Here is a 13,999-nt window from a genome sequence, read left to right as displayed (position 1 = left end):
AGTTCGTTGTTTTGTATCGGCTTTTTGATTCTGTATTCATCTAACATGTATGGGGATGAAATTTATTTATGCAACAAAGCCGTCGCAATCAGTATTTTCTTTTGTGCTAAAGGATTTCCTTCATCGAATTGATGAGAATGACGACGATCTAAGTTACTATGAAGTTGCATAAATTTTATCTTTCCAAGATACTCCCCCCAGTATATATTTTTTTTAGGAAAAATCATGTCTCATTTGCATCAAGATAAAAAAATACTTAATCGCATCAAGCGGATTCAAGGACAGGTTACTTCTGTTGAAAAGTCATTATTAACACCTGAAAGCTCTTGTCTTGAAGTATTACAACAAGTTGCAGCAATTAAAGGTGCTGTTAATGGGTTAATGCAGCAACTTCTTGAACAACATTTAAGAGAACATGTATTGAAAGGGGATCAAAATTTTGATGAAGAAGAAATGAAACAGTACTTATTATTATTAGATCGTTATTCAAAATGAGTAGAACAAAATGTTCTACTCATTTTTATTATTAATGGCAGTGACGATCCCCTGTCTTGCTATTCGTGTGGCAGCCTGAAGAATCAGTACCACCTGAATGAGCAAAAGCATTTGTTACCGCAAGCCCCATTAAACATACCAAGATTAGTTTTTTCATGTTGTTCCCCTTTTTTTATTGAACAATAAAATAAGCTTATAATTGTACAACAAACAAACGGAATCTTTCTAAGTCATTAGTCGAAAAAGAGTTATTTAGGCCACTTTTCATGATAGTCATCAATAATATATTCATGGACGTGTACTCCATTGATTCGATGCTGCTGCAAATGCTCATGATCTGGAGGTAAATCATCATGACTGTGGGGTAAAAGAGCCTCATCCTGTGATGGCCACAAACGCATTGCAAGTAATAAAGAAATCGTTGCAATCACTGCCATCGGTATAAAAGTTTGTAATGTTCCTATGTTAGTAGTGAGCCATCCAACCAAGGGATAAGTCACTAACCAGCAAGCATGTGAAAACGCAAATTGCGCTGCGAATAGAGAGGTCCTACTCTCACTCGATGCAGATTTTCGAATCAAACGGCCTGTAGGTGTTTGTGAAACAGAATATCCAATACCAAGCACAAACCAAAGTACAAGCAAACCATTATAAGATGTAATGAAATAACCACTTAACAGCCCAATTACAAGAATTGTTGTTCCCGTCAACATCACTGATCGATCTGGGAACTTATCCAATATCTTAGGCAAAATGAAAGCCGAAAGCATTGAACCAAATCCAAATAAACCAAAAGCCCAAGTAGTCGCATTTTCAGTTAGCTTAAATGTCGATTGAACCAATACCACGGTATTTACAATCACTACAGCGCTTGCTGACGCAATTGCTAAATTGAGAGCAAGCAATGCTTTAAGTCTAGGCGTATTAAAATAAATTTTAGCTCCCTGCTTAATACGGCTATAAACACCTCTAAACGCAGGTACTTTGGCAACTGGTAATTTCGCACTTACCACAAACAAAGCAGAACCGATAAAACCTAATACCGTTCCCAAAAATAAGTTGTGATAACTCATCAAAGTTAATAAAAATGCCGCGAGCATCGGACTAATAATATTTTCTAAATCATAGGCCAATCGTGATAATGATAGCGCATTGGTATAGTCTTTTTCTTCAGGTAAAACATCTGGAATCATTGCCTGAAATGTTGGTGTAAATGCAGCAGAAGCAGATTGCAAAATAAAAATGAGAATATAAATTTGCCAAATTTGTGTCACAAACGGTAGACACAATGCTGTTAATGCTCGAATAACATCTAGCCCAACCAATACTTTTTTTCTTGGTAATCGCTCAGCAAATGCAGATGCTATAGGCGCTACACCGATATAAGCAATCATCTTAATTGCCAATGCAATACCAAGAACTTGGGCTGCTTCCCCCTTTGCAATATCGTACGCCTGTAAAGCTAGGGCGATTGTGATTAACCCCGTTCCGATTAGCGCTATTACTTGGGCCAAAAACAAATGCCGATATGTTGTGTTTTTTAGTACTTCTAGCATCTTATGGATTCCTTTTAGAACCTGACTTCTTTAGCAATTGAATCTCCTTGGAATATTATTCCAAGGAGATTGATCAAAACTTAAAAGACTTTCTTCATTTCACTAAACTGCCCTTCTACAAGTAGAGTTACAGTCACTGGATTTTCCGTACGGTTACGCCAGAACCAACCATGCTTGCCATCAAAAGCTGCCTTTAAGACACCCTGCTGAGTTGTTTCATTCTTTCCTTTTCCATAGCCATGATAGAACCCTTTAGGAGCGTTCACTGGATCACCATGGGTATCATAATTAAGACCACCTCCAACAGCTTTCCAGTCAAAGTTGACACTTGCACTTTGTGGCATCGTCAGTTTCACTTCGGTTGCTTGGCCCGGTTTAAGCTCAATACTAATGCTCTCTTTATTAATAGCAGGCATAATCATTTGAGCATTATCAGTTGCCGTTTGAGTCGAAGTTTCTACTGATATTTGTTCAACACTATTCACTGCCTGTGCAGCATTGATACCATTTTCTGACTCTTCAGTTAGTGATTGTTTGATTTCTCCCATTTTCGTTAAACCAAGCACTTTACCCATACCTGTCGGATCAATTGCATACTCCGCAGGCATGACACAGGTAACTAGCACAATAACGGCACTTACGGCAGCAATTGCTGTTGATTTAATTAACTTTTTTGATGAAGGTAATTCGATATCTTTTGGAATTTCAGCGTTATACATAATTTAGATCCTTATTGAGTAATGAAGCCAGTAAGTTGATAGCCAACAAGTAAAAAACCGAGGAACATGAGGAAGACATTGCTTTGATAAGCTGTTTTAAAGAAATAAGGTGTCTTTCTCCAAAACGTCATTAATAACAAGATGATGCACAGAGCCATAAACTGGCCTAATTCAACCCCAATATTGAATGAGATTAAATTTGCCAACAGTCCATCACTCGGAACTTCATATTCCTGAATTTTTACTGCGAGTCCAAAACCATGAATCAGACCAAAAATTAAAGTCGCGATTTTCGTGTTTGGTTGAAAACCAAACCAACGCTGATAAGCCCCCAAGTTATCTAGAGCCTTATAAACAATCGAAAAACCAATGATTGCATCAATGATGTAGGCGTTTATCGAGATATTGTAATAAACACCCACCAGCATCGTAATCGAATGCCCAAGTGCAAATAGGCTGACGTACAAGCCGATATCTTTCATTCGGTATAAGAAGAAGATAATGCCAACAAGAAATAGTAAATGGTCATATCCAGTGACCATATGCTTCGCACCCAAATAGATGAATGGAATCACATGAATGCCATAAATTTCTTGAATATAGCCCTTATCACCTTCCGCTACTCCATGAGCAAAAAGTGTAGGGCTTACCAATGTAATGAATAAAGCAAGTAATAGCTTTATGTAAGCACTTAATTTCACAATGTGTGAAGCAATAATTTGCATGTATATCAAACTCCAAAATTTAAAATGAATTGAAAATCCATTAACTTTTTGGGCGGTTTAAAAATACGACTCACCATCAGATAAACATATTCTTTTGACCAATCTAAAATCGAAATCCCTTTTAAGAGATGAGCTAAAGCGGCCGATTTAAGTACGTCATAGCCAACAAAATGTTCATAGTAATTATCTTGGTGACTATGTGAATGTTGTTGGCTTATCTCATGATGGTGAGAGTTAATTGCATCAATTGAAACGTGTCTCTGAAATTCATTTTCAGTTACATGCTCTTTAAAGTGCAAACATAAAGCGAGACTGATCATGCAGACTAGCAACATCATCACAAATTTGTTTTGTTTATCTCGCAATATATTTGTCATTAAAGATGCCCCTAAACAACCTGTTTAGCAGCTTCGTTTGATTTTCTTGACCTACCTTGGTTAAACCACACATATAAGGTTGGCAAAATAATCAAAGTCAGTAAGGTTGATGAAATAATCCCACCAATAACAACAGTTGCAATTGGGCGCTGAACTTCAGAGCCAATGCCTACGTTTAAGGCCATCGGAATAAAACCTAATGAAGCGACTAAAGCTGTAATCAACACGGGACGGAGTCTTTCCATTGCACCATGTTTCACTGCATCAATGACACTTTCACCTTGAACTCTAAGTCGCTGAATGGCTGAAACAAGAACCAAACCATTCAGCACAGCAACACCCGATAAGGCAATGAAACCCACAGCCGCAGAAATTGAGAATGGAATATCACGTAGTGCTAAAGCAATCACACCACCTGTTAGTGCAAATGGCACACCTGTGAATACCAAGATACTGTTTCTAACATTACCTAAAGCCATATAGATCATGGCAAAGATCAGAATTAAAGCAATCGGTACTACAACCATAAGACGATTTGAAGCAGATTCCATTTGCTCAAACGTACCGCCCCAAGTCAGCCAATAACCATCTGGTAATTTAAAATCAGCATTCAGCTTAGATTGTGCTTCTGAAATGTAACTACCAATATCAGTTCCACGAACATTTGCTGTAATGACGATACGCCGTTTACCATTTTCGCGAGAAATCTGGTTTGGTCCTTGAACGTTTTTTAACTCGATCAATTCTGATAAAAGAACACTCGAACCATCAGCTAAGCTCACAGGAATCTGATACAGCTTTTCTAGATCTGTTACCGAGTTTTGATCCATACGTACCACAATGTCGAACTTTCGATCTCCTTCAAACACCTTACCTACTGTCTCACCTGTGATTAGGCTAGAAACCTGTTTTTGTACATCCTCTGCATCAAGCCCATAGTTGGCAATCATGTCTTTTTTCAGCTCAACAGAAACCATGGGTAAACCAGACATCTGTTCGACTTTAAGATCAGCAGTACCTTTGACTCCCTCTAAAATCTTAGCGGCAGCGTTTGCTGATTCAAGCAACTGCTCTAAATCATCACCATAAATTTTTACGGCAACATCTGTTCGGACACCTGAAATAAGTTCGTTAAAACGCATTTGAATCGGCTGTGTAAACTCATAATTGTTTCCATATACGCCTTTAGATACGCGTTCAATTTCAGCAACAACCGCAGACTTTTCCTTATCAGGATTAGGCCACTGACTACGAGGTTTCAGCATGACAAAGTTATCTGCTACGTTAGGTGGAACAGGATCAGTCGCAATTTCAGCAGTCCCCACTTTGGCAAAAATAGTCTGAACTTCTGGAATTTTCTTAATCTCTTTTTCTAACGTGTATTGCATTTCAATTGCTTGAGTCAACGACGTACCAGGGATACGCAAGGCATGTAGTGCTACATCTCCCTCATCCAAGGAAGGTATAAACTCTGAGCCTAAACGAGTCGAAAGACTTGCACTAAAAACAAAGAAAATAGAGACAAAAGCGATTAGCAAATATCTGTGATTTAAAGACCAATCTAGAATTGGGTTATAAAATCTTTTGATGCCATGGACGATTTTTGACTCTTCTTCTTTAATTTCACCAGTAGTGACCAATGCCACCATTGCAGGGACAAACGTAATTGAAAGAATCATTGCTGCCACTAAAGCCATAACCACTGTTGCAGCCATTGGTGTAAACATCTTTCCTTCAACACCAGTCAGAGTCATTACAGGTAGATACACCAAGATAATGATCAATTGACCATAGAGAATCGCTTTGCGGGATTCTTTAGTCGCCTCAAACACAGTCGTAAAGCGTTCTTGCCTTGTTAAAACTCGCCCAAGCTCTTTTTGTTTAATTGCCAACTTTGCTAAGGAGGCCTCAACAATTACAACAGCACCATCTACAATAATCCCGAAATCTAGTGCCCCAAGACTCATAAGGTTTGCACTAATTTTCTGGTTCACCATACCTGTGATTGTCATCAGCATGGATAAAGGAATGACCAAAGCGGTAATCAGCGCAGCACGGAAGTGACCAAGAAATACAAACAGAACAACGATTACCAGAATCGTACCTTCTAAAAGATTCTTTTTCACCGTCTGTATCGTTGCATCAACCAAAGTTGTACGGTTATAGACAGCTTTTGCTTCCACACCTTCTGGTAATGATTTTTGAACCTGTTGTAGCTTTTGATCAACAGCGTGAGCAACATTTCGTGAGTTCTCACCAATAAGCATGAATGCTGTACCCAGTACAATTTCTTGCCCATCTTTAGTTGCAGCACCTGTACGTAATTCGTGACCAATAGATATTTTGGCAACATCTTTCAATCTGAGGATATAACCATTGCTCGTCGTAATCGGGATATTCTGGACTTGCTCAATCGAGTTAATTTGAGAATCAGAACGAATTAAATACTGTTCACCATTTTTCTCAATATACCCCGAGCCTTTATTCATGCTGTTCTTAGAGATAGCCTCTAAAATTGTCTTCTGATCCAGCCCTATGCTACGTAAATAAGCATAATCAGGTTGAACTACAAATTGTTTGAGATAACCACCAATGGTATTGATTTCATTAACACCCTCTACATTTCGAAGCTGAGGTTTAATCACCCAGTCTTGTAAGGTGCGTAATTCCGTTGGTGAAAGTGGATTAGGATTGTTCTTGGCATTTTCAACGGTATACATGAAGATTTCGCCAAGTCCTGTAGAAACAGGCCCCATAGAAGTTGCAATTCCAACGGGAAGATTTGGTGTCACTCCTTGTAGCTTCTCATTGACTAATTGTCGGGCAAAATAAATATCCGTCCCTTCTTTGAAAATTGCCGTTACTTGAGATAGACCATATCGAGATACGGAGCGTGTATAGTCTAAATTTGGAATACCTGCCAAAGCAGTTTCAATGGGATAGGTCACTTGAGACTCCATCTCCATTGGAGAGAGTCCTTGAGCTTCACTATTAATCTGGACTTGTACATTCGTAATATCAGGGACTGCATCAATCGGTAACTTGAAATAGTTATAAACCCCTAATGCACCAACAAATAAAAATACGATAAGTACAAGCCAACGATTCTTAATCGAGAGCTTAACAATCTGGTCAAACATAGTCGCTACTCCCCTTAGTGGTCATGAGTAGCGCCAGATTTCCCTAGCTCTGCTTTTAAAAGATATGAATTTCCAGCGGCATAAACCTGTCCTACGCGTAATCCAGATTTAACTTCCACATACCCATTGTACTTTTCACCAAGCTCCAGAGGCCTAGCTTCAAAATCATTGCCAACACGAATGAATACAACATCCCAATCACGGAAGCTCTGTAGAGCATCTTCACGCACAACCATCGGCTTCAAACTTTGATTTTCAAAAATTTGGGCCGTGATTAACTGTCCTGAGCGCCACTTAAACTGGTTTGGTACTTCAATAAAGACCTGTGCTGTACGTGTCTTTGGATCAATGACATCACTGATATATTTAATTCGTCCTAAAGCTTCTTCTGTATCCACAGGGCTTTGAGGTTTAACTTTAACCTTATTGTTAGGATTTATAGCATTTAGCCTGTCAGCGGGAACATTAACAACTGCTAAAAGTTGAGAAGTATTTGCGATTTTAAAAATAGGTGTTGAAGAACTTACATTTGATCCAACAGCACCAAGGACTTCTAATATTGTTCCAGACATTGCAGCACGAACTTCAACAGTACCATTACTAGAACCACCATAAGAGTTGATTAAGTTATTCAACTCATTTGCACGAGTTTGTGCTGCGTCAAAGTCTCGTTTTGCTGAAATATAATCAATTTCAGGTGATACACGCTTTTGCCATAGCGCTCGTTCCTGTTCCATTTTTTGACGAGCAAACTGTAGGCTGTCCAAAGCAACTTTACGATCGGCATTCAAACGAATTACATCTTGGCTTTGAACTACAGCAAGTAAGTCTCCCTGACTCACCTTATCACCTAGATTACGGTAAGTTTTGATCAATGTCCCACTGGCTTTAGGCGTAATAAAGCTTTCAAAATTATCAGGAAACTTCAGTTCGCCTTTTAACTCCAAAGCATTTTCAAACATCTTTGATTCAACTTTTAAAAGCTCTAATCCACTGCTCTTAATACTACTGTCCAACATGGTGACACGGCCTTCCTTCGTATCCCATTTCCAAGTATGCTTTTTCCCTTGATAATCAACGTTTATCATCATTAAAAAGGAATGTGGCTCGTAAACAATTTCATTCCCAATTAAGTAATCACTCTCAGGTTGAAATTGAATATTTTGCTCGGCATCCAAACGTTTGATGTAGATATTTGCTGTTAAGTCTTCAGGTTTAAGTAGTTTATCTTTCAAATACCCATAAACACGGAGGTGTGGTTCCACTCCTTCCTCAAATATCTTGACCTCAGCAGAGAAATCTCCATCTCGATATAAACGACCACCGTGAGGCCCTTTCTCATCTCCAGCCACAGCTACTTTTTCTTCGGCGACCTCACCATGTGCGCTCGCTTGTGTTTTATTGCCCGATTTATACCAAGCAATTGCACATAAGACGATAAGTAAGGCAACGACACCAGTTGCAATCAATGTATTGGTTTGTTTATTCATATTCTTGCCCTTATTCTTGATCTAAATGAGTAATGTAGTTACGTTCGACATCTGCAATTTCAGTTTGCAAAGCCAACCACATATCGAATCGAGCAAGATGTTTGTCTAACCAAATTTGCTTAATATTATTGAATTCAAGTAAAGAGTTTTTCCCTGCTTGGTATCCCATTTCAGCAATTCGGAGACTCTCATTTGTTGCGGGCAAAACCGTTTGATCATATTGCTTAATCGCATCAATCAAGTTGGAAACCTCAATAGCCTTGTTTTCCAATTCAATTTTAGAATTACGATTCACAAGCACCGACTGTGTTTCTGCTTTCGTATGCTCTGCTTGAGCGATCGCAATATTGCCTTTATTTCGACTAAAAATATTGAGGGGTATTGATGTCGAAACCTGAAAGACTTTGTCATTGGTTTCTTGGTAGTTTCTAACCCCTACTCCCAAAGTAATATCTGGTATTGCTTCTTTACGAGCCAACTCAAACTGAGCTTTTTTCAGCTTTGAACTTAAAGTTGCTTCTTGCTCAGACAAACTTATTTTGTCTGTGAAATTAAAGCTTAGCGGAACCTCCAATGCACTACTGGGCAGGTTGGAAGTGAACTTAGAACATAGATTTTTCTGGAACTGAATCTTCTTCACTTCATTTTGATGGCGCAATTTCGACTCAGATGAAAGTGCTATGCTTAGTTGAGCATCGGAAGGAATTACTCGCCCGTACTTAAGACGTTCGGAAAGAACGTTAGCTTGTCTGGCATTCAATTTACTCTCAGAAGAATAAATTTCAGCACGCTGAGTAGCTACATACCAGTTCGCCATACAGATTCTTAAATCTGCTTTGAGTTCAGCCTGACGCTTTGCTATTTCGAACTGATTACGATCACCTTGAAAACTCGCAATCTGTTTTCTCAAGGAAAGTTTATTACTGAGGGGGATCTCTTGTGATAGCCCCAGCAAGGTTGTTGGGCCATCCAAATCTTTCAATTTTGAATTACCGAGATTATCCAACTCCATATTGAAAGTCGGATTAATTAATCTGCCAGCAAACTTTTGATTGATTTCATAAGCTTGCTCGGACTGCTGTAAGCTATTGAGTACAGCATCATTTGCGATTACCTGCTTTTGTAGTTCTGCATAATTCGTTTCTGCGAATACATTTGCTGCTGTTGCTACAAATCCACAGGTAAGAAATATCTGATATTTTTTAGACATGACTTTACCTATACAAAAAAATTAAAAACTATTTTTTGTATAGAAAGATCAATTACGTAGGACGATTAAATCTTTAGAGAAAGTATAAGAATTACTAAATACTAGAGGGGATCGCCGCTTTAAAAAGACTCGATAAACGGGCTTTTCAAAAAGCTGGAAAAAGAATAAAACTAGTGGAAGTGCGAAACTAAGAATAAAGATTGGATCTATGCTGAAATCACTATCAGAAGAAATTGGCTTTACTGAATGATGATAGATCGGCTCATCAAAATTCTTCCACGTATGTGCTTCTGCATCATGATCAGCAGAACTTTTTAGAGAATCATCTGAGTGCTGTAAAGACCAATGACTAGAAGCATCATCCTCTACAATGATACTCAACTCATGCTGATGTTCAATATTTTCAAGTAGAACAGGCGCCCACGCATGAACTCCCGTAATTGTTATGGTAAACAAAAACAGGACAAATGCGAGTATAAGCTTAGAAAACCTACTTGAACGCATAGTCATGAACATACTTCTGATTTGCTACCAAAATACTAAAAAGCGTTATTAAAGTAAATCCATCTCTCAAAAATTCTAGGAGTGAGTATTTTCTTATCTACAGTCCAAAATCTGCAAAAAAAAGAGTACAAGTACTCTTTTCTAACTAGGTCCATTTCAATTGAGAGCCTGCACAGAATGCTGCAACCCTTTCTGAATGTCTTGAACATGAGTTAAATCACTAAGCTGCTGACCCTGCTCTGGTTTTGGTTCATTGATATAAAACTCCTCAACAATATCCAGTCCCTCCTCACCTCCTACCTCAAATCTGGCATTACCATAACCTAGCCTTGCCACATGATCTAAAGCCTCCTGATAAAACCCTGCTGTCTTGCTTTGTCCATCGATCTGTTTGGCTGAAGTAATGGCTTCTTGTAGATTGATTCCATCACGTAAGGTTAAGTCCACGTAATAAATTGGGGTACGGTAACTTTGCGTTGTGCTTTTTCCTCGTAAGGTCAGTTGCAATGGCAAACATGAAAGTAAATCACCTGAAGCCGCATGGTAATAACGAAGCCGTGCAGCTAAGGTACGAATGCTATTGAAACCTGTAGTCCTAAAAATGAATGTACCCAACTCATCCGACTCATCTAGATTGACGTAAAGCCGCCCATAAGGCTTGCAGTGTCCACCTTGGGCCAAGGGGCATAAATCAGGTGATGGACATGGATGCTGTTCAACCCCGTTTTGTCCAAGTCGCTGACAGGTTTCACCATTACCAGTACAGATGGGCCGACCAGTTTGTCGGTCGAATAGAGTGTACTCAGCTCGCAAGTTGAGTTCAGGATCATTAAAAATCATCCGGACAGGAATGGTTCTGAGTTTCTGGTTTTGTGCCTTGGCTCTTAGCTGCTCATCCAGTGGGTGTTTCACCCAGCCATCCTTATTCTGAATTTGGCTAGTAATCGTAAATTGATCATCTTTTTCAGGCAGACGTTTACCATTCTTTTCGACCACTTTACCGATACTAATTCTGCCGAGTATTGGCGGTGTAATCGCTAAACCTTTGATCATGTTGTTTGTCCTATAAGTAAAATTTTACTGATTACCCCTTGCTATGTAAGTAAACAGAAATATGAAAAGCTACGACTTCGCAAAAACCGCCATTGTTGGTCTACCGCTCCTTCGGGAGTCGGTAGATCGGGGGTGGTTTTTTTGCGCTTTTGGGAAGAATGGATATTTCATGCATATATAGTTAGCGATATAGATGCATGGTTTTGATCGGGTCAGTCATCATTGCTATAGATTTGAAAACGTCGTGTCCCCACCTTGTTTTGTGGAAACTCATTGATTAGTTCAGGATGCATTTTCAATACAGCCTTATTATCTAAAGCAATGGAGTCTTTAGATCGTTTCCACGTCACTGAACCATTGGCAAAAGTTGCTCGTTCAGCATCTTTCATTAACATCTGAATTTGATGCTTAGTTTCATCAAAGCTGTTTTGGTGTTTTTCAATATGATGCTTTTCTTGAATCAGTTGAGCAAACAACTGATTGGCTTGTTCATTTTGACTGAGATCTTCGACACTGAGTGGAATATGTTGAGGATAGAGTTGCTGAATGGCTTTAGCTGCCGATTCACTGGCATCGACTGAAGGTGGCGTGTCATTTTCCACACACTCCCAAAAGTATCGCTCTGCATTCACAATATGTTGAATGACTGATTCACTGCGTGCCACTTTATAGATACGAGTTTCATGACCACAGATCAGCACACAAATATGCGCTGCCTTTTTGCCTGTTACAGCGAGTTGATGTTGCACCTGACACAATACGTATAAAGGCACACCATCTCGCCATAACTTTGCTCCATATTCCCCTGCGGTTTTGCATTCTAAAATCTGTACTTCCTCACTACCTACCACCGAGTAATCTAAGTTAGCCAGCATAAAATGCTTATCCTCATCAGGATGTTGTAGTACGGCATTGATACGACGAACTTTGTTGTTGGTATGCATGCTGTAGTATTCAGCGACCAAAGGTTCAAGTTGTTTACCCCAATATAAAGGGGCATGACCTGTGCTTTCATCTTCAATGGATTGTTTAACTCGACCTGTCTTGATCATCCACAGTTCTAGCATCGACATATAGGGATTAAGTCCACAGGCTGCGGCACAGTCACTACTGCCAATACCTTGGCGTCTGACTTCAAGCCATTCTGCTTGAGTCATATTCTTTGTATTGACCAAGCGTTTGGCTGTGAATAATTTTGGGGCAATAAATGGGGTACTTGCCTGTTGCATAGATGGATTTAAAATTGCGGTATTCATATTGAAGTCCTGATTATTTTGCTATGTAAAATGATGGGGATCACAAAAAATGGGCATAAAAAAACCACAGCCGAAGCTATGGTTTTAATAATTTTTAAAATTCGAAATTCCATTTAAAAATGCTTAGTTAGGTCTAACTTTCCATGATTGAAAAATGTATATTCCGCACTATGCAAGCATGTTAAGTGCCTGTTCCAATCCTCGTTGTTTGATCGATGCGCCAGCACCAAACCAAGCTGAATCAAGCCGGTGATCGGTACTCATGGCACGACGTTCGTGGTCTATAAATTCTGTGATTGAACACAGTAATCCATAGGCTGTTCCTTTGGCTGAACTTAGCTCCGCACCTCGTCCTTGACCATTAAACATTTCCATAGCTCGACTCATCGATTTGGCATTTGGTTCAGCTTTGTCCTTGCCATTGGCTTGGGCTTGTAAGGCTACATCACGGTAGAACTGGATGATGTTGTCCTCCTGATCCACCACGTTGTTCATTGTGCTGTTATTGAACACGGCATCAAAGTAAGCGGATGCTTCCATCTGACTCACTTTACGTTGTGTCAGTTGCTTCATTTCATACATGTGTTCATCCCATGCACGTACTGAAATACCGAGTTGCTGTTTGACCTTATCAGCATCAAATTTAGTACTGTGTGGAACTTTGACCACACCTGCACTGCTGTTCTGTCCTTTTAAGGCAATCGCTAAAGTATTGTTGCACACTACTCGGATCGAGGTAAATTGTGCGGTGGTGGCAAGGGTTCCGTCACATGCTGTTGCCAAGAGCATATAGCCATTACTGACATCTTTGCCCTTCAACATGGATGTTTGCCCTGTACGTGCTAGTGCCCAGAATTTCTTGCCACCTTTGAGTACACCTGCGGTTTCAAGTTCAAAACCTGATTGCTCGGTGAGGTCACGATAGAATTCTAAAATCTCTCTCGGTTGCACTTCCTGAAAGCGTTGACTGACGACTGACAGTGGAGCATGGGTATCAGAGCGATATAAAACTCGTTGTTCTTCATAAGGCATGATGATGCTTTGCCCACGGTCATTCTGCGCCATATAACTGACATTAGAAGATTCAATCCGCCAATCCATACCTGCCTGCTGTGCCCAGACTTCAATCGGTTGGTTTTGTGTCAGTTGATTCCCTAGTCCGTGCCAAGGGGTTTCTCCGACATACGCCATTTGTTCAAGTTGATGTGCCATAGTTTTATTCCTTTTAATTTGAAAATGAAATTTGAATTTGTGTGGTTACTAACGATCTTTAATGCAAAAGGTGCGCTGGAAACTTTTGGTAGCAGTTGTGGCAGAAGCATAAATTCTGCTGTGGTGGTGTGCTTTGTTCGGTAAATGAATTCAACACACTGCCGAGTACCGTTCCTGCTATTCCACCGACAATCGGTGGCAGATTGAAAGACTTTGCGACCGTGGTTCCCAATGCACCCAATGTGGTCGGTGTGACCAAATT

The 13,999-nt window shown here is 39.7% G+C and carries 14 protein-coding genes and 1 pseudogene; 1 reads left to right on the top strand and 14 read right to left on the bottom strand.

Annotated elements, in window-relative coordinates:
- Positions 1 to 74: 74 nt before the first annotated feature.
- Positions 75 to 170: pseudogene (locus MN869_RS20025) on the bottom strand (cation transporter); the annotation flags it as partial.
- Positions 171 to 225: 55 nt separating this feature from the next.
- Here MN869_RS20025 and MN869_RS20020 point away from each other — a divergent pair.
- Positions 226 to 495: a metal/formaldehyde-sensitive transcriptional repressor gene (locus tag MN869_RS20020; RefSeq protein ID WP_000018740.1), complete on the top strand. Its 270-nt coding sequence runs from the start codon at positions 226 to 228 to the stop codon at positions 493 to 495.
- A 31-nt stretch (positions 496 to 526) separates the two neighbouring features.
- Here the strand turns inward: MN869_RS20020 and MN869_RS20015 are convergent, their stop codons facing one another.
- The 13 genes from MN869_RS20015 to MN869_RS19955 form a co-directional block, all read right to left on the bottom strand.
- Entirely contained in the window at positions 527 to 652 is a 126-nt protein-coding gene (locus MN869_RS20015) for a YHYH domain-containing protein (protein WP_000733641.1), read from the bottom strand.
- 91 nt (positions 653 to 743) lie between these two features.
- Positions 744 to 2,051, bottom strand: a complete 1,308-nt coding sequence (locus MN869_RS20010) for an MFS transporter (RefSeq protein ID WP_000895211.1) — start codon at positions 2,049 to 2,051, stop codon at positions 744 to 746.
- 80 nt (positions 2,052 to 2,131) lie between these two features.
- Positions 2,132 to 2,770, bottom strand: a complete 639-nt coding sequence (locus tag MN869_RS20005; RefSeq protein ID WP_000282061.1) for a hypothetical protein — start codon at positions 2,768 to 2,770, stop codon at positions 2,132 to 2,134.
- Between the two features lie 11 nt (positions 2,771 to 2,781).
- A complete protein-coding gene (locus MN869_RS20000; RefSeq protein ID WP_001165581.1) occupies positions 2,782 to 3,495 on the bottom strand; it encodes a HupE/UreJ family protein in 714 nt (237 codons plus the stop codon).
- A gap of 5 nt (positions 3,496 to 3,500) precedes the next feature.
- Entirely contained in the window at positions 3,501 to 3,872 is a 372-nt protein-coding gene (locus tag MN869_RS19995; RefSeq protein ID WP_000181823.1) for a hypothetical protein, read from the bottom strand.
- An 11-nt stretch (positions 3,873 to 3,883) separates the two neighbouring features.
- Positions 3,884 to 7,012: a CusA/CzcA family heavy metal efflux RND transporter gene (locus MN869_RS19990; RefSeq protein WP_005271752.1), complete on the bottom strand. Its 3,129-nt coding sequence runs from the start codon at positions 7,010 to 7,012 to the stop codon at positions 3,884 to 3,886.
- A gap of 14 nt (positions 7,013 to 7,026) precedes the next feature.
- Positions 7,027 to 8,502, bottom strand: coding sequence for an efflux RND transporter periplasmic adaptor subunit (locus MN869_RS19985; RefSeq protein WP_001041870.1), 1,476 nt, complete (start codon positions 8,500 to 8,502; stop codon positions 7,027 to 7,029).
- A 10-nt stretch (positions 8,503 to 8,512) separates the two neighbouring features.
- The gene (locus MN869_RS19980; RefSeq protein ID WP_000039774.1) at positions 8,513 to 9,712 is read right to left on the bottom strand and encodes a TolC family protein; all 1,200 of its coding nucleotides are present in this window, start codon (positions 9,710 to 9,712) and stop codon (positions 8,513 to 8,515) included.
- 48 nt (positions 9,713 to 9,760) lie between these two features.
- Positions 9,761 to 10,216, bottom strand: a complete 456-nt coding sequence (locus MN869_RS19975) for a hypothetical protein (RefSeq protein WP_002086797.1) — start codon at positions 10,214 to 10,216, stop codon at positions 9,761 to 9,763.
- 156 nt (positions 10,217 to 10,372) lie between these two features.
- Positions 10,373 to 11,269 carry a hypothetical protein gene (locus tag MN869_RS19970; RefSeq protein ID WP_000589670.1) on the bottom strand — a complete coding sequence of 299 codons (897 nt, stop codon included), beginning with the start codon at positions 11,267 to 11,269 and terminating at the stop codon, positions 10,373 to 10,375.
- Positions 11,270 to 11,481: 212 nt separating this feature from the next.
- Positions 11,482 to 12,525 carry a lambda-exonuclease family protein gene (locus MN869_RS19965; RefSeq protein ID WP_001090272.1) on the bottom strand — a complete coding sequence of 348 codons (1,044 nt, stop codon included), beginning with the start codon at positions 12,523 to 12,525 and terminating at the stop codon, positions 11,482 to 11,484.
- Between the two features lie 168 nt (positions 12,526 to 12,693).
- Positions 12,694 to 13,737: a DUF932 domain-containing protein gene (locus MN869_RS19960; RefSeq protein ID WP_000951122.1), complete on the bottom strand. Its 1,044-nt coding sequence runs from the start codon at positions 13,735 to 13,737 to the stop codon at positions 12,694 to 12,696.
- 58 nt (positions 13,738 to 13,795) lie between these two features.
- Positions 13,796 to 13,999, bottom strand: a 204-nt coding sequence (locus tag MN869_RS19955; RefSeq protein ID WP_243309208.1) for a hypothetical protein, incomplete at its 5' end; no start/stop codon positions are given.

Source organism: Acinetobacter sp. NIPH1876 (assembly GCF_022808535.1).
Lineage (GTDB): Bacteria > Pseudomonadota > Gammaproteobacteria > Pseudomonadales > Moraxellaceae > Acinetobacter > Acinetobacter higginsii.
The sequence above is the reverse complement of the archived record's forward strand: the minus strand, read 5'-3'. Positions and strand labels throughout refer to the sequence as shown.

What these genes read in the sequence shown, in the direction of transcription:
- MN869_RS20005 (WP_000282061.1), bottom strand. Translation starts at nt 2,770, where the DNA reads ATGTATAACGCTGAAATTCCAAAAGATATCGAATTACCTTCATCAAAA.
- MN869_RS19995 (WP_000181823.1), bottom strand. Translation starts at nt 3,872, where the DNA reads ATGACAAATATATTGCGAGATAAACAAAACAAATTTGTGATGATGTTG.
- MN869_RS20000 (WP_001165581.1), bottom strand. Translation starts at nt 3,495, where the DNA reads ATGCAAATTATTGCTTCACACATTGTGAAATTAAGTGCTTACATAAAG.
- MN869_RS19985 (WP_001041870.1), bottom strand. Translation starts at nt 8,502, where the DNA reads ATGAATAAACAAACCAATACATTGATTGCAACTGGTGTCGTTGCCTTA.
- MN869_RS19970 (WP_000589670.1), bottom strand. Translation starts at nt 11,269, where the DNA reads ATGATCAAAGGTTTAGCGATTACACCGCCAATACTCGGCAGAATTAGT.
- MN869_RS19975 (WP_002086797.1), bottom strand. Translation starts at nt 10,216, where the DNA reads ATGCGTTCAAGTAGGTTTTCTAAGCTTATACTCGCATTTGTCCTGTTT.
- MN869_RS20020 (WP_000018740.1), top strand. Translation starts at nt 226, where the DNA reads ATGTCTCATTTGCATCAAGATAAAAAAATACTTAATCGCATCAAGCGG.
- MN869_RS20015 (WP_000733641.1), bottom strand. Translation starts at nt 652, where the DNA reads ATGAAAAAACTAATCTTGGTATGTTTAATGGGGCTTGCGGTAACAAAT.
- MN869_RS20010 (WP_000895211.1), bottom strand. Translation starts at nt 2,051, where the DNA reads ATGCTAGAAGTACTAAAAAACACAACATATCGGCATTTGTTTTTGGCC.
- MN869_RS19960 (WP_000951122.1), bottom strand. Translation starts at nt 13,737, where the DNA reads ATGGCACATCAACTTGAACAAATGGCGTATGTCGGAGAAACCCCTTGG.
- MN869_RS19980 (WP_000039774.1), bottom strand. Translation starts at nt 9,712, where the DNA reads ATGTCTAAAAAATATCAGATATTTCTTACCTGTGGATTTGTAGCAACA.
- MN869_RS19965 (WP_001090272.1), bottom strand. Translation starts at nt 12,525, where the DNA reads ATGAATACCGCAATTTTAAATCCATCTATGCAACAGGCAAGTACCCCA.
- MN869_RS19990 (WP_005271752.1), bottom strand. Translation starts at nt 7,012, where the DNA reads ATGTTTGACCAGATTGTTAAGCTCTCGATTAAGAATCGTTGGCTTGTA.